We start from the raw sequence: 20511 nt of genomic DNA, 5'->3' as shown, positions 1-20511 counted from the left end.
ATGATTCATGGAATAAACCCGAAATCTGGTGTTTCATACCCCCATGTCACGCTTGTTACTCCTCAATTTCACATGTGTGATCGCCCTATTTTTACTCTCAAGCTGCGCCAATCCACCATCGTCCGCCGGTAAAACGACTGCTGCATTGCCACAAGCGCAGGACCGGTCGATTCAACGTCTGGAAACGATCATGCTCGGTGGTCAGCCGCAGGTGATTTCAATTCGTGGAAATGACGACACGAATCCGGTGCTGCTATTTTTGCACGGTGGCCCGGGGATTCCCGAGATGCCAGTTGCCCACCTCAACAGAGGGCTTCAGCGCGACTTCACCGTAGTGCACTGGGACCAGCGCGGAGCTGGCAAATCTTACCACAAAGACATTCCCATGGACTCAATGACCATCGATCAGTTCATCCAAGATACGCTTGAGCTTAGTCGTTATCTAACGACACGTTTTCAGCAGAAGAAAATTTACTTGGCTGGGTTTTCCTTTGGTTCACTCGTGGGTATTCAAGCGGCGGCAAAATCACCTGAGCTCTATCATGCCTACGTTGGAATCAGTCAGTTTGTAGACATTCCCGAATCGGAAAAAATATTGGATACGCGGATACGGCGACTGGCCAAAGAGCAGAAGAACAAAACAGCCTTACAATATCTCGCCAAGACCAATCCCCCGCCCTATCCGGATCACGATGTGGAGACACGGATCAATGACATAGCAGCTGGCCTTGTCAGAGACAAAATCAACCAACCCATCGGAATCAAACAATACGCCATGATCGCACTCGGTTCAGACGACTATTGTCTGCACGAACTCTTTGGTATTTTGAAGGGGAGTAAATTCTCCAAACTCGCCTTGGAAGACATGCTCTACACAGTTGATGTTAGAAAACACGTGAGCCGGGTCGATGTCCCAGTGTATTTTCTAGCAGGGAAATATGATACGATCTTGAGTCCGGAACTGATGAAGCGATTCCACGACAACTTAAAGGCCCCGCGAGGTAAGACCTTCATCGAATTCCCCCACTCGGACCATGCTCTGCACATGGGGAACCCTGCTGCTTTTCAAGCGGCGATGCGACAGGTGCTAACAGAAACATTTCAACGCTGAAGGGATACTATTCCCGCTCTGATAATCGCGTTTCGATCTCCTGGAGCAATGTCTCTATTTCCGGCACGGGAACTCCCACCTCGTGAGCTCGCCTAACTGGCTCGCGCCATATTGAATCAACCTCCACGGCACGACCTTCAACGTAATCGATCATGCTAGAGGGCCTGTACGCATCCATGGGGCGCGTCACCTCGATTTGAGAGTCTAAGAATGAGTCTTCGATCGAGTGTCCCAAGGACGCGGCCACTTGCTGAACTTCGCGCATAATACGCCGAACCCGTTGTTCCATTCCAGGCATGGCTAACAAAGTTTTAGTATCTATACCTCCCTCCGAGATCGCGAGTCCATTGAATGGAATATTCCAGACCAGCTTCATCCACTGCGCACGCTCCAAGCTGGAGACGCCTTCACAATCAATCTCAGCGTTGCTCAAACACGCTACCAAATAATCTAGCTCCACTCGTTCATCTTGGGTCAGCCGCCGTTCTTGACCGAGATATTTCCCCACCCGGATCAGGCCGGATGCAGTGTGACTGATTTGCCCCGGACCAAGCCGGTTGATGCAAACAAAGCAAAGCCCGCCATAAACGCGCCAAGCACCAAACAAGTTGGAAAGCTCATGCGCGCTGCCCAAACCATTCTGAAGTGTTAGAATTCGTGTCTGCGACCCGACCAGAGGACTTACCACATCGAAATACTGACTGTTAGATGTGGTCTTCCATGCAATAATGACCAAATCCACGACGCCTATTTCACGGCTACTTCGCCGGCAATTGACCTGAGGTAATTCAAAATCACCGGCAACACTGCTAATTTTCATCCCATGTTCGGAAACATGGCTGTAGTCACTGCGTAGTAAGAACACGACTTCCAGACCCGCCTTAGCAAGCCGCGCTCCATAATAGCTGCCGACAGCGCCAGAGCCTACGATGGCAACCTTCTTGATATGCCATGGCTCCGTCAAAGGATCGGTAGAATTGGCCTTCTTGTTACTTGTCATAGGCTTGGATGACTATTTTCTTCCACAGCATGACGGCAGTGCGGAGTTGAAAAACATACGTTTGGATGTCGATACATGGTAATAACACTTTGATTTCCGTCTTTTAAGATGTAGGAGTTAATTGTTCGCACAAGGGTATCAAGATGGCGACACGATCACACACACTCATCTACCCAATTGCCTGCTCTCCTTTAATGGGAGGGCAGGTTCTTTTTTGTCCAATCTGTTAGCGTGGAACCAAGAGCTTCACACATTTGGCGGATTTCATCCGCAGTGATACTCAGTGGTGGAAGTAACACAATGGTATCGAGTATCGCTCGTGTTAACAGCCCATGATCACGGGCTAACAGACAAATCTTTTCCCCCACTCGGGGGGAAACATCAAACGCCTTACCGTTCGCGCCACGCAGTTCAACCCCGACGACCATGCCGCATTGGCGTACTTCATAAATCATCGGATGTCGGTCTGCCAGATCAGCTAACAAGCCTTTCAGGAGTTCCACTTTCTCTGGCAACTTCAGTAACGTTTGCTCTTGGTCAAAGATACTCAAATTGGCCAACGCGGCCGCGCAGCCCAGCTGGTTCGCGGTGTAGCTGTGGCCGTAGTAAAACGCCCTGTCCGCATCACCCAGAAAGGCATCATACACTTGCGATTGAACCATCGTAGCGGCCAATGGCAAATACCCCCCTGTTAGACCTTTGGCCAAACATAGAAAATCGGGAACCACCTGCTCGCGTTGGCAGGCAAACATCGTTCCAGTTCTTCCAAATCCCGTCATCACCTCGTCGAGGATGAGGTGCACTTGATGCTCGTCACACCATCGCCGGATTTCTGCCAACATGCCTTCCGGCCACGGGCGGATTTGATTCACCCCCTGCACCAACGGCTCAATGATCACCGCCGCCGTCTTTGCAATTTGGTCTTTGTTCAGCGTTATTAGCTCGCCGAGACCGGACAGATGGGTCACGGGAAACCCAAATTTTTTGAATCGATCAAAAAACGCACCCACGCCTCCAAGTGAAGCCGCACCCATTGTGTCTCCGTGGTAAGCTTGATCAAAAGCAATGAATTCGGTTCTCTCAGGCGCCCCGGTTTGGAATCGGTATTGGATCGCCATTTTCACAGCGCACTCCACGGCCGTCGACCCATCATCCGAGAAAAACACCCGGTTAAGAGTATCCTTTGCAAAATATCCACAGAGCTTTTCAGCCAGCTCACTTGCGCGTGGATTGGAAAACCCGAGGTAGCTGGTGTGAGCGACCTTATCCAGCTGGGCCTTGATTGCCTCGTTGATCACGGGATGCTTGTGGCCGTGGATATTGGTCCAGATGGAAGCATTGCCATCGATGTATTTCCTACCTTCGGAATCGGTCAGCCACACCCCTTCGCCATCGACCAGCACCAATGGCTCACTATCGGCCCACTCAGACTGGCGGGTAAACGGGTGCCAGCAATGTTCCTTATCCGCTGCAATCCAATAGTCCGTGTCCACGCCCTCATCTGGTCACAAGCCGTCACAGATGGCAAGACTTGGGCAGACAACAAGCATTCGTAAGCAGTCAGCCTCCTCGATCCACCGTGATTTTCGGTATGGTTTAATGAAGTATTCGGACGACGCTGGCTGGAGGATAAAATCACATTATTTGGTAAATAGTTTGAATTTTACCCAAATCTAGACGTCTATGTTAGTGATATGAAAACAAAACTACTCCTATTGGCCTCCGCGGCCATTATTCCGCTGACTCTGCCTTCCTGCGACCCAGGAGTGTATTACGGCGGCACATACGGCTCCGGTTATTCATCGGGAGGCTATGTAAGCTCTTTACCCTATGGTTACCAAACCGTTCACGTCAGCGGCAATCCCTACTACTACCACAACAATGTATGGTATCGTAGAAGTAACGGCCGATACATTCGCTGTTCGCGACCACACGGTTACCGTGGCTCACTTGGTGGGCATCACTCAGGACATGGCCACATCAGCCATCTTCCGAGTGGCTACCGCAGCCACACGATCAGAGGATCTCGCTACTACAGCCATGGCAACAGTTGGTATCAACGTCGCGACGGCAAGTATTACCGAGTTTCCAGACCTAGTTCATACCACCCAAGTTCCAAGCCTAGCTGGAGATCAAATGATCGCGGTCGCTCAGACTACCGTGGTCGTGGCCATACCAGCATCAACCCCGGTATCAGAAGTGGTGTCAAACCACAGATCAGCTCGCCTAGGAACACCAACATGGTGGTCTCCCGCAAGCAACCACGCGTGACTCCTAGCACTTCGAGTAGATCTCGTGGAAACTCGGTCGAGAGAAAGAAACCAGAAGCGAAGGATTTCTTTCCAGGCGGTCGTAGCCGCAGATAACGTCTGAACTACATTCTCTCGGGAGCTTCGATCCCGAGCAGACCAAGACCCTTAACCAACACCCGGCTGGTAAGCTCACAGAGCACCAGGCGGGTGTTTTGCGTTTCACCCTCCGATTTCAAAACCGGGCAGGCTTCAAAGAATGAGTGGAATGCCTTGGCGAGTTCGAGCAGGTAATTTGCCAGCAGATTCGGGCGGAAATCATCCAGCAAGGATGGAACCACAGCACCGAAGCGGACCAGCGTTCTGGCCAGATGAATCTCGGCTTCCTCGGTGATGGCGATTTTTTCGATATCCAGCTTCACCCCATCATCCAGTTTCCGGAAAATCGAACGCACCCTCACGCAGCTGTATTGGAGATAAGGTGCGGTGTCGCCCTGAAGCGCCAACATGCGATCCCAACTGAACACGTAGTCGGTCATCCGGTGCTGCGAGAGTTCGGCAAACTTGACCGATCCTATACCGACGATCTCAGCCACCGAATGTTTTTCATCAGCAGGCATGTCGGGATTTTTCTCCTCGATCACTTTACCCGCGCGCTCCACGGCTTCGTCGAGAACATCGACAAGCTGCACGTTATCGCCGCTGCGGGTTTTCATCAGCTTGCGATCCTCTCCGAGAATGGATCCGAAGGAAACATGCTGCATCTCAGGGCTCAATCCGCGCTTGCGGGTGGCTTCGAAAATTTGTTGGAAATGAAGCTGTTGGGGAGCTCCCACAACATACCAGATCTGATCGGCATCCCATTCCTCGACCCGGAAATCGATCGTGGCGAGGTCAGTGGTGGCGTAGAGGAAACCTCCGTCGGCTTTCCTAACAACTGTAGGTTTATCTCCCAGCTTGGCATCACCGTCGAAGAAGACGCAGACGGCACCTTCGCTTTCTCTCGCAACACCACTTTCTAACATTTCGTCGACAAGTGGCGCGAGTCGATCGTTGTAAAAACTCTCGCCATACCAGAAATCAAATTCCACATCGAGGCGGTCATAAATCCCCTGCAGACCATCCTTGGAAAGCTCGACACACTTCTCCCAGATTTCCAGGTTCTCTTGGTCACCTGCTTGGAGTTTGACCAGCTCTTGTTTGCAGGTTTCACGCACTTTTTCATCGTCGCCACACAGTCCGTTGACGGTGCGGTAGACGCGCAGCAGCTCGGCCACCGGGTCGCACTCCAGCGCGTCTTGGTCGAGGACCGTTTTCCAGCCGTGGATGATCATTCCAAATTGCGTGCCCCAGTCGCCGATGTGGTTATCGGTGATCACTTTGTGTCCCAGAAAACGAGCGATGCGCGCCAAGCTATCGCCGATGATAGTAGAGCGAATGTGGCCGACGTGCATTGGCTTCGCCACGTTTGGTGCTGAGAAATCGACGACGATGGTCTGGGCTGGGCTCGCAAGTGGCACGCCAAGGCGATCATCACCTAACAACTGACCCACACGCTGAGACCAGGCTTCGTTTTTGATTTTGAAATTGATAAACCCAGGCCCTGCGATGTCTGCCGTCGCGAGGTTACCGAGATCAAGCGCCTCCACCAGTTTGGTAGCGAGTTCGCGCGGGTTGGTTTTGATGCGTTTAGCGAGCACCATGGCGACGTTGCTCTGGTAGTCTCCGAATCGCAAATCAGCGGAGGCGTCCACCTGCACACTGAAGTTTTCAGGTAGCTCGACACCCACCGCTTTCAGCGCGGCGAGCAAGGATGTTTCTAATTTCTCGATCATCGTTCTAAATTCTATAGGGCACACATGAACCGAAAAAACGGAGCTGGCACCTGGACTCAGGTATTCACTTTTCAGTGTGAATACGAGATGGGCGCGATGCAAAAATATCAAGCACATCCTTCGCGCTCTCAGCCTCGCTGAGCTGCTCACGGATGGCGCAATTATTAAACATCTTGGCGATCGCCGCCAGTGTCTGCAAATGCATGCAGTAATCTTTTTTGGGAACCACGAAAAGAATGATGAAGTTCACCGGAGCATTGTCCAATGCTTCAAAATCCACACCTTCCTTGGAGCGGGCAAATGCGGCTACCACACTATCGACAGAATCAGAAAAAGCGTGAGGAATAGCAACGCCGGAACCGATGCCCGTGCTGATCTGCTGTTCGCGCTCTTTCAGTGCGTTGAGGACCTCCTCGCGCAGATCTGCCGAGAGCATATTCTTCTCGATCAGGTGATCCACGATATTGGATATCGCATCCACACACACCTCACCTTTCAGATCAAGAATGACCTGTTGCGGTGTTAATAGACTCGCCAATTTCATAATAGTGGTAGTGCCATCCCAGCCTCGTCTCCTAGTGCGGAGAGGGGGAGAAGCCGACTGGCGGGAGGGGCAATTACCCCGAAGCACACCCGCTGGCAAGTCTATTTGATTCGCCCACGTATCCCTCCACAACCTGCATAGCCCAGCTTAGCGGTTGACCTCCTCCATACACACATCATGATCTTTGGTATGAAGTCGAAAATGTGCCCCTATCTTATCGTCCACTTTTGTTTTTTGATTGGGGTTATGAATTTGTCCCCTGCGTCGGCCTGTCCTGACACTCCTGAGAAAGCGGATACTGCGCAACTGATCCGTATCCTTCTCGCTCAGGACCTGGGGACTCGTAAATTCCCCTTCTCCGAGGTCATTCACTCCGCCACGGGTAAACAGGTGCTACCTCTATCCAAAGAGAATTCCGCTCACGCAGTCTTGTTGGAAAAAGTGAATGCGGCAGCCCGAGCAACGGTCGTGAAACTCAACGCTCAGGATTCCCCTGTCAGAAAGCTCCGCCGGATCAACGAGGCCTCACGCTATTTTGAGGACGGCATCCTTGAATACCTCAACGCCGAGGACGATATCACCTGCGAGATCCCAAAGAACGCCAAGGGCAACGAACAACGCTCAGGCTACCCGGATCTGCTTATCACCCACACTGCAGCGGACGGCACTGTCACCCGCGCCTATCTCGATCCGAAGTTGTTCGAAGAAAAATCCCGCTCCTCGTCACTGCGCACCTTTTATTACGAGCCTCGCGAACATACCAATAAGATCCAGTACGACGCCCTTCACCTCTTGATCGGCATCAGCCACGATGGCAACAATCAGGCATGGACCTTCACCGGCTGGGAAATTTGCGACCTGTCCCATTTCCACGTCCGCCTCAAGGCCGAGTTCCAAGCATCTAACAAAGACCTCTATCGACCTAACATCATTAAATCCACCGGTAAGAAACCCTAGATACACGGTTGCGCCTTGACTCTTGATTCTGGAATCTTGACTCTCTCCAACATGCCTTTGTCCCACCGTACCAGCGGATCGACCGCTAGAGACGATTATCTCGAACAGATCCTCCATCTGATCGAGGAAAAGGGATACGCACGCCCCATCGACATCTCTAAAAAACTCAACATTTCCCAGGCCAGTGTCACCAACATGCTGCTCAAGCTCGACTCCGAGGGACTGGTGAAACATGAAAAATACCGCGGCACCACCCTCACCGAGGAGGGACTGCGCATCGCAAAGGCGATCATCGACCGGCATCAGGCTTTGACCCGCTTTCTGGAGCTCTTCGAGATCGATGAGGACACGATCTATCGCGACGTCGAAGGCATGGAACATCACGTCTCCAGACCCACATTGGAAGTGATCAAATCCCTCTCAGACCACCTCCAAAAGAACCCTGAAATCCTTGCCGAGATCAAAGCTGGCATGAATCTGCCCGAGCCTCCCCCGGAGACGGCCAGCATTACATGACCAATCCCCCCTTGCCATCTGAGTTAAGCAGGTGTATGGAAACCCGCGAAGCGCTATAAAAACGCCCAATTTCCAGCACCTTTTACCTTTTCAACAATGCTCAAGTGGACCCTTCAGAAAATCGTCGGCAGTAAAAATCAACGCGAGGTCAAACGCCTCGGACCTGTCGTTTCTCGTATCAATGAGATCGAGGAGGCATTCCAGCGGGAGTCCGAAGAAGCCCTGCGAGCCAAGGTAGACGGTTGGAAAACCCATCTTCATCGCTTCCTTCCGCTCGAAACAGCCACCAAGCGTGAGCTTGCCGGCATGGAGCCTGATGAGCTGCAAGCCGCAGCCGATGCCGTCAATGCCAGACTCGACTCTCTCCGCGATGAGTTTCCCAGCCTGCCTAAAGCGTCTACTAGCGTCGATTCCATCGAATCCGCCAAGGCTGCCTTCCGCGAAATCGAGGAAAATCACTTCCGTGGTGCCCGCGCCAAGTATCTTGATCAGATCATGCCCGAGGCATTTGCCGCGGTCAAAAACGCCGCCCGTCGTCTCTGCGGCCAAAGCATCGAAGTTTGCGACCAGCAGCTTCCTTGGGAAATGGTCCACTTCGACGTGCAGCTGATCGGTGGTATCGCCCTGCACCGTGGAATGATCGCGGAGATGCAGACCGGTGAAGGTAAGACCCTCGTCGCCACCCTGCCCGTTTTCCTCAACGCCCTCACCGGCCTCGGTGTGCACGTGGTCACTGTGAACGACTACCTCGCACGTCGTGACTCAGAGTGGATGGGTGCTGTTTTCAAATACCTTGGTCTCACTGTTGGCTGCATTCAGAGCCAGATGCCTCCGCACCTGCGCCGCGAGAAATATGAGTGTGACATCACCTACGGCACCAACGCCGAGTTCGGTTTCGATTACCTCCGCGACAACGGCATGTCCTCATCCAAGGAAGAGCAAGTTCAGCGCGGCCACTACTTTGCCATTATTGATGAGGTGGACTCCATTCTCATCGATGAAGCCCGGACCCCTCTCATCATCTCCGGACCATCCACCGTTTCCAACACCGAGCAATACGGTCGCTACAAACCTCTCATTGAGCAGCTCGTCAAACGCCAGAACACGCTCTGCAACGAACTCGCCGAAGAAGCCAAGAAATGCCAAGAGGCAGGTGACGAAGTCGGTGCCGGTCGCGCACTTTTCAAAATCAAACTAGGCAACCCACGCAATCGTCAGCTGATGCGTGCTATGGAGGACCACGAACTCCGCCGCCTGATCGAGAAGACCGAGCTCTCGATGTATCAGGACTCCCAGAAGCGCGATCTCTTCGCCATCAAGGAAGAGCTCTACTACACCATCGATGAAAAGGCACACGATGCCGACCTCATGGAAATGGGCCGCGAATTCCTCTCTCCGGATGATCCGGAAGCATTCGTTCTCCCCGATCTCGGCGAAGCCTATGGCGAGATCGATGCCGATCTCAACATGAGCGACGAAGAGCGCGCTCAGAAAAAGGAAAAGCTGCAACTCCGCCTCGATACCCAAGGCGAGAAAATGCACTCCATTTCCCAACTTTTGAAAGCCTACTGTCTCTACGAAAAAGACGTTGAATACGTCATCGCCGACAACAAGGTCATCATCGTGGATGAAAACACCGGCCGTGAGATGCCCGGACGTCGCTGGTCGGATGGTCTTCACCAGGCTGTGGAAGCCAAGGAAGGAGTGCACGTGGAAGAGGAAACCCAAACCTACGCCACCATCACCATCCAGAACTACTTCCGTCTTTACGAGAAGCTTGCCGGCATGACCGGAACCGCCGAAACCGAAGCCGCGGAATTCCATGACATTTACAAACTCGACGTTCTCCCGATCCCTACCAACGTCCCTAACATCCGTATCGATCACAACGATCAGGTCTTCAAGACCCGTCGCGAGAAATACAACGCCGTTGTTAGCAAAATTCAGGAAGCGCACGATCGCGGCCAGCCGGTTCTCGTAGGAACCGCATCCGTGGAAGCGTCTGAGCTGTTAGGAAAAATGCTCAAGCGCGCCAAGATCCCCTGCAACATTCTGAACGCCAAGTTCCACCGTCAGGAGGCCGAGATCGTCGCCAATGCCGGTCAAAAAGGAGCCGTCACCGTGTCCACCAACATGGCCGGTCGAGGCACCGATATCAAACTCGCCCCGGGTGTTCCTGAAGCTGGCGGACTTTTTGTCATCGCCACCGAGCGTTACGAATCTCGCCGAGTCGACCGCCAGCTGCGTGGTCGTTGCTCCCGTCAGGGTGACCCCGGCATGAGCCAGTTCTTCATCTCCTTTGAGGACGATCTGATGCGTAACTTCGCCGCCGCCGAACGCATGACCAACATGATGGAACGCTTCGGCATGGAAGACGGAGAGGCCCTCGAGCACAAGTGGCTCAACAAATCCGTGGAGACCGCCCAGAAGCGTGTGGAGCAGCGGAACTACACCTGGCGTAAACGCGTTCTCGACTTTGATGACGTGATGAACAAGCAGCGTGAAGTTGTTTACGGTTACCGCAACGAAGTCATCAACTCCGAGAACCCACGCGAACTCATCGATGAAGTTATCGAGCGCGCCATCCCCGAAGCCGTATTGGGCTTCATGGAAGATCGCGATGAAGGAGCACCTGATTACGCCGAACTCCTCAACTGGGTCAACACCACCTTCCCGCTGCAACTCAGCCTTGAGGAAAGTGGCTTCCACGATCGTGATGCCCAAGGCAATGCCGACTTCGTGGTGCAAAAAGTCAAGGAAACCTACGAGCTCAAGATCAAACACGAGGACCCTGAACTGCTCGATATGCTTGAGCGCCACATCATCCTCACCGGTATCGACAAACTCTGGCAGGAGCACCTCTACAACATGGATGCTCTGCGCGAAGGTGTGCATCTACGCGCCCAAGGTCAGAAAGATCCGTTGGTTGAATACAAAAACGAGGCCTACTCACTGTTCGAGACCCTCATGGGCAGCATCGAGAGCGAAACGCTCGGCAACCTGTTCCGCTCGACCACGAACCTTGAGCAGTTTGAAAACTTCATGCGTGGCCAGCAAAACCTCACCAGTGACGCCAACGCCGGCCCAGCCATTACCAACGAGAACATTGCCCAGACCGGCAACTCTCAGGATCTGCAAATGACCCCAGTGGAAGACGGTCAGCAAATCAAGATCAACCTGCCCAAACGCCGCCCCATGGCCAAGATCAACCGCAACGAGGATTGCCCTTGCGGGTCAGGTAAGAAGTTCAAGAAATGCTGCGGCCGTGAGGCTTAGTTGCAGTAGTAGGTAGTAAGTGGACGGTGGTCAGTGCTTGCATTCACCGTCAACCCTCCTAACAACCTCCAATCATTCAACAGCCCCGGGTATTCACCCGGGGTTTTTCGTGACCCCCACCTTGACAGGTCAGACTAGTCTAGTCTATGTTTAACCCATGAAAACAATCGGTCTCTACGATGCCAAGACCAAGCTTTCTGCATTGATCGCAGAAATAGAGGCTAGTGGAGAAACCATCCAACTTACGCGGCACGGTAAAGTGGTGGCGGAGTTGTCCCCCCCCACTCCCGTCTCCTCACCAGTTCGCGGCTGTCTGAAGTCGGCTAACTTTTCAATGGCTGATGATTTTGATGCCTCTGAAACTGGCTTTGAGGATTTTTTCAATGCAGACGATGATCAAACCCCCTCAATGGTAGCTGAAAATAAGGAGAAATATGAAAGCTAGTGACCACCTTTTGGACACCAATGTCCTGCTTTTCTTCCTCGAAGACAGCCCTCGTTTACCAGCGGCGCTGGCCCAAATGATTGAGGATCCAAATACCCGAAGCCATGTCTCCCTGGCCAGCTTGTGGGAGATTGCGATTAAGAATTCTCTGGGGAAATTGACAGTGGACTATGCCAATCGGGCCGATTTACCGGAGCTATTAACTTCGATGGGTTTTCACATGATTAAACCGGACTGGGAAGCCATGCGAAACGCTGCCTATTTACCGATGCATCACCGTGATCCCTTCGACCGTCTGTTAGTCGCCGAGTGCCAGAACCGCGACTTCCCCATCCTCTCCTGCGATGGGCAGCTAGACGCCTACGGCATCACACGCATCTGGTAGCAGTTCGTTTTTCAACACAGAGAGAAACGGATCTCAGGTTGCAGGCTTCTCTCACTAGGCTGTCCGCAGGATTTTCTCCATCTTGCGTCCCTTTGCCAGCTCGTCCACCAGCTTGTCCAGGTATCTAACTTGTTTGGTCAATGGGGTCTCGATTTCTTCAATCCGATAACCACAGATAGTGCCTGTGATTAGACTCGCATTCGGGTTGAGCGTGGCTTCAGCAAAGAATTGCTCGAAGGTAACATCTTCCTCAATAAGGCGCTGCATATCCTTCTCCTTGAAACCTGTCAGCCACGTAATGACCTGATGAAGTTCATCCACGGTTCGTTCCTTTTTTTCCACCTTCGTAACGTAATGTGGATAGACAGAGGCAAAGGTGAGGTTCGCTATGCGTTCATCGTGTTCTTTGGTAGTCTTCATAACGGTTTGAATAGGAATTATCTTTGAAAGGACTGAGATCGAATATTGCCGGAACGCCCCTGTTAGTCGGAGGCTGGTGAGTCGGCTTGATGACTAGTCCGAATATGCTTCGTGTAGTTCAATGTAACCATAATTACCCCAGCCAAGCCTATGAAAAACCATCCAGACGACAGTAACTGCATCCCAACAAACACTGTATCCAGCAGACTTCTCACCATCGATAGCTGAGGAATTATGTTTCGCAGCCCCCAATATCCCACGATCATCTGCGTTCCAAAAATGAGCCATATTCCTGATACCGTAAGAATTGATTTGGGCGACTGAATGGCCCGACGGTATAGGTATCCCTCCGCAAGCACTCTCTGATAAGGAATCGTAGCCGCTAAAAAGCCCAACGGCGCTCCGCAATCAGAACAAAAGTTTGCAGCATGTTTAACCGGTGAAAGACAGCAAAGACACAAGTCAGGACCATCCAGTTCATCCTCGAGCATTTCTTCGCATTGCATATCTTATTCGGGCAAACAGTAATTGTTGTAGGCGGTATTGTAAGGGACTAACAGGAGCTCAACCGTTTTAAATAGTTCACTACTGCCGATGCTTTTTACGCTCTTCCTTCACCACGGCTGCCATATCGTAAATGGCTAAGAGAATGATCATCAGTCCGTAAAACATCACAGCGGCCCACCAGATGAGGAACAGCCAAACATTGCCACTGAGCCAGTTTGCGAGAGGCCATGCTCCCAGAGTGACGATGATCACTAACACAATCACCAGCTGAAACAGCACTTTCCGGCGCATTTCGCGTGAGTGCAAAATCATGCGCGCAAGTCCTGCACACACCATCGCCCAGCTAGCTTTCTTCCCTGACATCGCGATGACTTTAAGTTTCAAACCCCAAACTCCAAGACAATTTAGCATTTGGGATTTAGCATGGATCACCTCTAGAACACCTCATCCTATTCCGCATCTTCCGCCCCTTTCCATCCTACCCAAATCACAACCCGAGAAAATTTCGCGTATTTAGCCTATTTCGCGGTCCGAAAAAAATTCGCCCGATTAGCAAGATTCGTGGTTTTAAAATTGGCCTTTTCCGCTATCACTCCCCCGCCATGCTTGATATCAAAGCCATTCGCGAAGACGCCGCAGCCATCAAAGAACGCCTTGCCACCCGAGGCGGAGATGCGCATTTGCTCATCGATGAAGTTCTCGCCTGTGACGAATCCCGCCGCAGTGCCGAGACCGATAAACAATCGCTCCAGTCCCAGCGCAAGCAGCTTTCCAAGCAAATCGGAGCCCTCATGGGTCAAGGTAAGGCCGACGAGGCAGAGAGCATCAAAGAAGAGGTCCGCTTGATCGGTGAAAAAATCAGCGCACTCGACGAAGCAGGCGAAACCGCCGGCAGCCGTCAGACCGAGTTGTTGATGAGCATCCCCAACCTGCCACACGCCGATTGCCCGGTGGGTGCCGACGAAGACGCCAACCCAGAGATCCGTGTCTGGGGTGAAAAACCCGAGATCGCTGAGCCACTCGATCACGTTGCTTTGGCAGAAAAACACGGCCTAATCAGCTTCGATGATGGCACACGCCTGACCGGATCTGGTTATGTGGTGTATCGTGGCAAAGGAGCCCGACTCGAGCGTGCCCTGATCCAGTTCTTACTCAACACCCAGACCGAAGAACACGGCTACGAGGAAGTCAACGTGCCGCACATCATTAAACGTGAGTGCATGGAAGGCACCGGCCAGCTGCCGAAGTTTGAAGACGATATGTACGGCCTCGAGGACAACACACTTTTCCTCGCCCCTACTGCCGAGGTTCCGGTGACTAATCTCTATCGCGACACCCTCCTCAAGAACGAGGACCTGCCAATCAAGCTCACCGCCTACACACCATGTTTCCGAAGGGAGGCTGGTAGTGCTGGTCGGGATAACCGTGGTATCATCCGTATGCATCAGTTTGACAAAGTCGAGCTGGTTCAAATCGTGCAGCCTGAAAAATCGCTCGAATTGTTAGAGGAACTTACCGGACATGCTGAGGCCATTCTTCAAAAGTTGGGACTGCACTACCGTGTGATTGAACTCTGCACCGGTGACATCGGATTTTCATCGGCCAAGACCTACGACATCGAAGTGTGGTCGCCCGGTCAGAACAAATTCCTCGAAGTCTCTTCGTGCTCGAACTTCGGCGACTACCAAGCGCGCCGGATGAAGCTGCGCTACAAAGACGAAGATGGGAAAAACCAGATCTGCCATACCCTGAACGGATCCGGCACCGCACTGCCTCGTCTATACGTCGCACTGATCGAACAATACCAGCAGCCTGACGGCAGCATCCTCATCCCCGAGGTTTTGGCTCCGTATTTCGGCGCTGATAAAATTGGTTAGAGAGTGAGACCCACTCTCCCTAACAATGCTATCCTCAGCATGGGCTGATGATCACTGGCGGACCCATGTAGTCTTCATCATAGAATCCTGCGCCAGGGGCTGTGCGTGCTTCAAAAGCAGTAGAAGCACAGCTGCTGGCAAGGACGCTGAAACCAACTGCAGCAACCATTAAACAGGCAACAAAGAGACGAGGATGATTTTTCATGCTATCAAGTAGTCTTGAGCCAAGGCCCTAGCCGAATATTTTCCGGTAGATCGCCAGCAGGAGGATGGCTCCAATCGTGGCAGTGGCGATACTGCCCATACCGGGCATCATGCCTCCGGGTTCCTTGGCGGGTAAGAAATCGAGATACTTACCCAGCCATCCGCCAGCATACGCACCTGCGATGCCGATGAGGATGGTCACAATCAGTCCGCCCGGGTCATCACCAGGGATGATGAATTTCGCCAAGAGCCCTGCTATCAATCCTAAAACAATCCATCCGATCATGAGTGATATATTACACGTATCATGCACCCAAGCCACGAAGAACTTCAGGCACACAGCATGATGTAAGATCTATTCGACCTCGATCATTCTTTCGGGCTGCTAGCCCCACTCCACGGGTGTAAATAACCGTGTTTACCGTGCCAGTCTTCCAGCTCATACGCAGCGTAGGCGACACCCAGCACATAGGCTATAGGCACCAATATAATTGCGAGCCCAAACGTGGCGAGTGCCAGCAGTGCGGTCACTAGGATCATCAACAAATTTCCTCCGATCATAATTCCTACACCTGCAAGGTAGTGATGTTTATAGATGTGCCCCGCGCCCGGCAGCACGCTTAACAGCGCGGCAAAGAGATCACGGTCTTTCTTTTTGAAGTGAATTTTTTCCATAGCATGCTCCTTTGATTGATTGGCACACTACACAATACATGGGGTAAGGCTGAATTTCAATGCAGAATCAGCAGCCGCAATCGACCAGCTTCTCACCCATCAAACCATCTGCTAATCCACGTCCGTAGGCGGTGAAGACTCGCTGAATTTCATCGCGGATGCGACGGAACTGTTCGAGCTTTTCCTCATCGGAGCCCTCAGCATGCGCAGGGTCGTCGAAGGTCCAGCAATAGTGAGCCTGCTCACCTGGGAAATCCGGGCAACACTGATCGGCATTTCCACAAACACTGATGACCACGTGGACTGGTTGTGTTTTAAACTCATTGAGAGATTTGGAAATCGCTCCGGTCAAGTCGTGGCCTAGCTCAGACATCGCTTGGATGGCCAAGGGGTGCACATAGCCAGCTGGATCAGATCCGGCACTGGCGACTTCCACCACATCACCGGCGGCGGCCCGAAGTAAATATTCCGCCATTTGGGAACGGCACGAGTTTCCGGTACAGAGCACCAAGATCAGAGGTTTTGTCATACTGTAGGTTAGAGTGCTCCGCTTATTTGTTTATTCCCATGCAAAAAGTGCAAAATTAGAATTTCGATCTCAGTGATTCCGGTTTTACTCCCTCCATGCCCTCTGGCGCGAGCAAACCTAAAGCCAAAAAAAATCCTCTCACTAACATGCGGGCGTTCCAGAACGCCTTGGTGAAATGGTTCGAAGCCGAAGGAAAGGAATACCCATGGCGAGAAACCACCGACCCTTGGGCGATCCTTGTTTCCGAAATCATGCTGCAGCAAACTCAGGTGGCTACGGTGTTAGGCAAGGGCCACTACACCCGTTTCATGGCGCTATACCCCACACCTCGTGCGATGGCAGAGGCTACTGAGCAGGAAATTCTCAAAGCTTGGGAAGGGCTGGGCTACTATCGTAGGGCGAGGAACCTGCACGCTGCGGCTCGCGCGATTACACGTGACCATGCTGGAAATTTCCCTGCGAAATATGAAGAAGTGCGGGCCTTGCCAGGTATCGGTCAATACACAGCCGGAGCGGTGGCATCATTTGCCTATAACGAGGCTCAACCGATTGTGGATGCTAATGTGGCTCGGGTGTTTTCACGTTTATTCGACTTCCAAGAGCGCATCGACACCACGGCCGGCACCAAACAGCTCTGGCAATGGGCTACGGACTTGGTGCCGGAAAAAAATCCACGTGCTTACAACTCCGCATTGATGGAACTCGGACAACGCCAGTGCTCTAACAAATCACCCGATTGTGCCGATTGCCCGGTGAACCTTTTCTGCCAGTGTTCTGACCCGACAACTTTGCCGATTAAAAAATCGGCCGCCAAGGTGACCCGTGTAGATGAGTTCGCACTGTTTGCCGTGGACTCACATGGTCGGATACTGCTGCATCAAGTTCAGCAGGGAAAGCGCCGCGAAGGCATGTGGTCGCTGCCACGTAGAGAACATGCAGACACACTCGACCTGCCATTAGCGCTAAAGACAAACTACAGCATCACCCGCTACAATGTGACTCTACGGATTTACGCCTGTGATCCTAACAGTCCTGAGGCGCAGGAATTTGAGCAATGGCATTTGGTGGAGGATCTCGAAAACCTGCCGATGCCTAGTCCGGACCGGAGGGCGTTGGAGAGTTTGTTAGGGTAGGACAATATTGCATCTTGTCAGCAGGCTTTGTGAACGCAATGTGCCGGGGATGATGATTCCATGGCTAGTCGGCAGCTTACAAAGCTACCCTACTCCAGTTTCCCAGCGGACCAGAGAATTCCCCTTGTGACATAATCGAGGAAAACTGGATCGCTGAAGGTTTCATTGGTGTGACCGAAGGTGGTGCCGAAGACACGGGCTCCATGGAAATCATTGATCCAGATGACAGGGTAAGCCTTGCCATTTTTCTCGCTGGAAGCAGTCGCCAGTGGGGTCATGTTTTTCGCGGTTTTCAAGATCACGTAGAGTTCGTCTTTCGGCGTTTTCCAATCGGCTGGCACACCTTTCATGATGGGATGATCCTTTTTCACCGTCGTAACTGGATAGGAGCTCTGGTGTTCATGATGTCTGCTGGTCACTCCTAAGAAGTCACGCCAGTCGTCAATTTTGGCATCGCGGTAGGTATGCATGGCGCAATGGATGACCACGGCAGGCACACCTTTCTTGTGCGCGTCGGTGATTTTTTTGATGTAGTCCGGATTCTTGGTTTTGGCGAAACACTCGTTGTGCACCACCACATCGTAGCCCTTGGCCCAGTCGGGATTATTGTAGAGATCGATCTCTGCGTGAGTCCCTCGGCCACCTTTGTTCACTACCGTCCATTGGATCGGGGCTTTGGCTTCTGATGCCATGGTCAGCGCCTTTGACTGGAATTTGTAGTCATGGCAGCAACCACCGGTGATGAGCAGTGCTTTGATTGGCTTGCCTTTGTAGAGTTGCTCGTTCTGAGTTTTGGCCTCATCGGCACTGGCGGTGGCGGTCATCAGCCCAGCTGCGATGATCCATTTGAAAATGCGGTAGTATTTCATCTCCCTGATTACTCTCTCCTCGGACCTTTGTTTTCAATGTATTTCTTGCTTATTTGACCGCTATTTCTGAGTCTCTGCCTGTGATTCACAAGGCCTTCATCCTCGGCGCCGGACTCGGCACCCGACTCCAACCACTCACCCATGTGCTGCCGAAGCCGCTGGTTCCTATTTTCCATGAACCGATGGCAAACTACGCGTTGCGTCACTGCATAGAAGCGGGAATCACTGAGTTTGCAATCAATACGCACCATATCCCCGAGGCTTGGGACTCCACTTACCCTGATGGTCGTTTCGACGGTTGCCCGCTGAGTTTTTTCCACGAGCCCGTTTTATTGGAAACCGGCGGCGGCATCCGCAACATCGCCAGCTTCATCGGTGATGATCCCTTGCTGATTTACAACGGTGACATCATGACCGACATCAATATCAAGCAGTTGATCGATCAGCATCACGCCTCAGGAAACATCGCCACCCTCGCGCTCAGGTCATCCGGAGAAAACTGCAACGTCAACATCTCCGGCGACCATGTTAGCGACATGCGCAATCTATTGGGAAGCACCCCGGGCACCCATCAATTCACCGGTGTGTATTGTATTTCCCCAGAGATCCTTGATCTCATTCCAGACCAAGAGGTCGTCTCCATCGTGCCCGCATTCATTGAGCTGATCAAAGCTGGCAAACTCGGTGCGGTAGTCCTCGATGAGGGAGAATGGTTTGATATTGGAAATCCGCAAGCCTACCGCGATGTGCACGATCACATGCGTGCAGAGAGAACCGATGCCATCCACCCCGATGCCCAAATTCACCCTGACGCCGTGGTGGATCGAGCCAACTGCATCGTCGGTCCGGGCGCCATTATCGAAGCCGGAGCGAGACTCGAAAACAGCATTGTTTGGCCCGGAGTCACAGCCAAAGCAAATTCAGTTCACAAGGACGCTATTCTCACAGGAGCAAATTAACCATTGTAACAGAGCCCGTTTTCTGAAATCTCCCATGCACCATCAACTGCCATGCCAGCCGACACTCTACTCACAGCCATCCGCAACCACCTCGAACTGAGCCCGAGCCACTCCTGTGTCATCGAGCCGATCACCAAGGGAGCTTCCGGACGCACCATCGTCCGTCTTAAGGCCGAGGGATATCCTACCTACATCGGTATCCACTACACAATGGACCGGAAGGACAATGCCAACTACTTGCCGGTTTCCCATTTTCTGATTGATGCTGGATTCAATGTACCTGAAGTGATTTACGATCATCCTGGTCGGCGTGTGGCACTTGTAGAAGACCTAGGAGACGTTGATCTGCTCAGCATGAAAGATGAGCCGTGGGAAAAACGCGAACCAATCTATCGCTCCGCACTCGAGCAGCTGGACAAATTATTTTACACCCGAGCCCCTAAAAACCTCGAATTCCAGCCGCCATTTGATGAAACACTCTACCGCTGGGAGCAGGATTACTTTTTCGATCAAGTCGCTGACGAATATCTGGGCATGAACCCTGCTGTTGTCGACGAACTCTCAGAGCATCCGGCACTGGCACAAATGGCCAAAGACCTCGGAGCCTCATCGCGCAGTCTTGTGCACCGTGATTTCCAATCGCAAAACATCATCGCCAACGGAGGCAAAGCCTGGCTCATCGATTTCCAAGGCATGCGCCGCGGTCGCCAAGAGTATGATCTGGCTTCCTTGATTTACGATCCCTACATGGATCACTCCGCAGAGGATAGGCAGAAACTGTTAGAACTCTGGGAAGAAATCTCCGAGGAAGAACCCATCGCTCAGATTCTCCAGAAGTGCGCTACCCAGCGACTGATGCAAGCGATGGGAGCCTACGCAAAAATTGGCAGACAGCCACACCAGGAATGGTATCTAGACCAGCTGCCCACAGCTGGCAGAATCCTTCGCGAAGTCATCGCAGGGTCCGATCTGGAAGAACCTCTGCTGCCTGTGCTGGACGAGCTAGAAAAGGCATAAGCT

General features: G+C 52.4%; 21 protein-coding genes. 11 read left to right on the top strand and 10 right to left on the bottom strand.

What is annotated here, in order from left to right:
* Nucleotides 1–43 precede the first annotated feature (43 nt).
* Nucleotides 44–1111 (top strand): alpha/beta fold hydrolase, encoded by a 1068-nt coding sequence (locus tag ACSPJT_RS16015; RefSeq protein ID WP_435893567.1) that lies wholly within the window; start codon nt 44–46, stop codon nt 1109–1111.
* A 7-nt stretch (nt 1112–1118) separates the two neighbouring features.
* Here ACSPJT_RS16015 and ACSPJT_RS16010 read toward each other — a convergent pair whose 3' ends face one another.
* Entirely contained in the window at nt 1119–2111 is a 993-nt protein-coding gene (locus tag ACSPJT_RS16010) for a 2-dehydropantoate 2-reductase (RefSeq protein ID WP_435893566.1), read from the bottom strand.
* 191 nt (nt 2112–2302) lie between these two features.
* Nucleotides 2303–3604: an adenosylmethionine--8-amino-7-oxononanoate transaminase gene (bioA, locus tag ACSPJT_RS16005; protein WP_435893565.1), complete on the bottom strand. Its 1302-nt coding sequence runs from the start codon at nt 3602–3604 to the stop codon at nt 2303–2305.
* A 201-nt stretch (nt 3605–3805) separates the two neighbouring features.
* Here bioA and ACSPJT_RS16000 point away from each other — a divergent pair, with 201 nt between their 5' ends.
* Entirely contained in the window at nt 3806–4477 is a 672-nt protein-coding gene (locus tag ACSPJT_RS16000; RefSeq protein ID WP_435893564.1) for a DUF6515 family protein, read from the top strand.
* Nucleotides 4478–4485: 8 nt separating this feature from the next.
* On the opposite strand, the gene argS is transcribed toward ACSPJT_RS16000, so the two are convergent.
* Nucleotides 4486–6195, bottom strand: coding sequence for an arginine--tRNA ligase (gene argS / locus ACSPJT_RS15995; protein ID WP_435893563.1), 1710 nt, complete (start codon nt 6193–6195; stop codon nt 4486–4488).
* A gap of 64 nt (nt 6196–6259) precedes the next feature.
* A complete protein-coding gene (locus ACSPJT_RS15990; RefSeq protein ID WP_435893562.1) occupies nt 6260–6739 on the bottom strand; it encodes a PTS sugar transporter subunit IIA in 480 nt (159 codons plus the stop codon).
* Nucleotides 6740–6985: 246 nt separating this feature from the next.
* On the opposite strand from ACSPJT_RS15990, the gene ACSPJT_RS15985 reads away from it, so the two are divergent.
* The 5 genes from ACSPJT_RS15985 (at nt 6986) to ACSPJT_RS15965 (ending at nt 12318) form a co-directional block, all read left to right on the top strand.
* On the top strand, nt 6986–7696 hold the full coding sequence (locus ACSPJT_RS15985) for a hypothetical protein (protein ID WP_435893561.1): 711 nt from the start codon (nt 6986–6988) through the stop codon (nt 7694–7696).
* A gap of 51 nt (nt 7697–7747) precedes the next feature.
* Entirely contained in the window at nt 7748–8212 is a 465-nt protein-coding gene (gene mntR / locus ACSPJT_RS15980) for a transcriptional regulator MntR (protein WP_435893560.1), read from the top strand.
* Nucleotides 8213–8308: 96 nt separating this feature from the next.
* Complete coding sequence (gene secA, locus ACSPJT_RS15975) at nt 8309–11488, top strand: preprotein translocase subunit SecA (RefSeq protein WP_435893559.1); 3180 nt, start codon at nt 8309–8311, stop codon at nt 11486–11488.
* 157 nt (nt 11489–11645) lie between these two features.
* Nucleotides 11646–11933: a type II toxin-antitoxin system Phd/YefM family antitoxin gene (locus ACSPJT_RS15970; RefSeq protein ID WP_435893558.1), complete on the top strand. Its 288-nt coding sequence runs from the start codon at nt 11646–11648 to the stop codon at nt 11931–11933.
* Complete coding sequence (locus tag ACSPJT_RS15965) at nt 11923–12318, top strand: type II toxin-antitoxin system VapC family toxin (RefSeq protein WP_435893557.1); 396 nt, start codon at nt 11923–11925, stop codon at nt 12316–12318. The genes ACSPJT_RS15970 and ACSPJT_RS15965 overlap by 11 nt, the downstream gene beginning before the upstream one ends.
* 54 nt (nt 12319–12372) lie before the next feature.
* On the opposite strand, the gene ACSPJT_RS15960 is transcribed toward ACSPJT_RS15965, so the two are convergent.
* Nucleotides 12373–12738: a DUF2200 domain-containing protein gene (locus tag ACSPJT_RS15960; RefSeq protein WP_435893556.1), complete on the bottom strand. Its 366-nt coding sequence runs from the start codon at nt 12736–12738 to the stop codon at nt 12373–12375.
* Between the two features lie 585 nt (nt 12739–13323).
* Nucleotides 13324–13608, bottom strand: coding sequence for a hypothetical protein (locus ACSPJT_RS15955; RefSeq protein WP_435893555.1), 285 nt, complete (start codon nt 13606–13608; stop codon nt 13324–13326).
* A gap of 239 nt (nt 13609–13847) precedes the next feature.
* Between ACSPJT_RS15955 and serS the strand changes: the two genes are divergently transcribed.
* On the top strand, nt 13848–15122 hold the full coding sequence (gene serS / locus ACSPJT_RS15950; protein ID WP_435893554.1) for a serine--tRNA ligase: 1275 nt from the start codon (nt 13848–13850) through the stop codon (nt 15120–15122).
* Nucleotides 15123–15354: 232 nt separating this feature from the next.
* On the opposite strand, the gene ACSPJT_RS15945 is transcribed toward serS, so the two are convergent.
* From ACSPJT_RS15945 to ACSPJT_RS15935, 3 genes are all read right to left on the bottom strand, one after another.
* Nucleotides 15355–15612 carry a GlsB/YeaQ/YmgE family stress response membrane protein gene (locus ACSPJT_RS15945; RefSeq protein ID WP_435893553.1) on the bottom strand — a complete coding sequence of 86 codons (258 nt, stop codon included), beginning with the start codon at nt 15610–15612 and terminating at the stop codon, nt 15355–15357.
* Between the two features lie 83 nt (nt 15613–15695).
* Complete coding sequence (locus tag ACSPJT_RS15940) at nt 15696–16001, bottom strand: hypothetical protein (RefSeq protein ID WP_435893552.1); 306 nt, start codon at nt 15999–16001, stop codon at nt 15696–15698.
* A gap of 67 nt (nt 16002–16068) precedes the next feature.
* Entirely contained in the window at nt 16069–16530 is a 462-nt protein-coding gene (locus ACSPJT_RS15935; RefSeq protein ID WP_435893551.1) for an arsenate reductase ArsC, read from the bottom strand.
* Nucleotides 16531–16625: 95 nt separating this feature from the next.
* Here ACSPJT_RS15935 and ACSPJT_RS15930 point away from each other — a divergent pair, with 95 nt between their 5' ends.
* Nucleotides 16626–17663 carry an A/G-specific adenine glycosylase gene (locus tag ACSPJT_RS15930; protein ID WP_435893550.1) on the top strand — a complete coding sequence of 346 codons (1038 nt, stop codon included), beginning with the start codon at nt 16626–16628 and terminating at the stop codon, nt 17661–17663.
* Nucleotides 17664–17752: 89 nt separating this feature from the next.
* Here ACSPJT_RS15930 and ACSPJT_RS15925 read toward each other — a convergent pair whose 3' ends face one another.
* Nucleotides 17753–18532, bottom strand: a complete 780-nt coding sequence (locus ACSPJT_RS15925; protein ID WP_435893549.1) for a ThuA domain-containing protein — start codon at nt 18530–18532, stop codon at nt 17753–17755.
* A gap of 53 nt (nt 18533–18585) precedes the next feature.
* Here ACSPJT_RS15925 and ACSPJT_RS15920 point away from each other — a divergent pair, with 53 nt between their 5' ends.
* Both ACSPJT_RS15920 and ACSPJT_RS15915 read left to right on the top strand, forming a co-directional pair.
* A complete protein-coding gene (locus ACSPJT_RS15920; protein WP_435893548.1) occupies nt 18586–19491 on the top strand; it encodes a sugar phosphate nucleotidyltransferase in 906 nt (301 codons plus the stop codon).
* A 51-nt stretch (nt 19492–19542) separates the two neighbouring features.
* Nucleotides 19543–20508, top strand: coding sequence for a phosphotransferase (locus ACSPJT_RS15915; protein WP_435893547.1), 966 nt, complete (start codon nt 19543–19545; stop codon nt 20506–20508).
* The last annotated feature ends 3 nt before the right edge of the window (nt 20509–20511 follow it).

Origin of the sequence: Oceaniferula spumae (assembly GCF_042849255.1) — a bacterium.
GTDB classification, from domain to species: Bacteria; Verrucomicrobiota; Verrucomicrobiia; order Verrucomicrobiales; family Akkermansiaceae; genus Oceaniferula; species Oceaniferula spumae.
The sequence above is the reverse complement of the archived record's forward strand: the minus strand, read 5'-3'. Positions and strand labels throughout refer to the sequence as shown.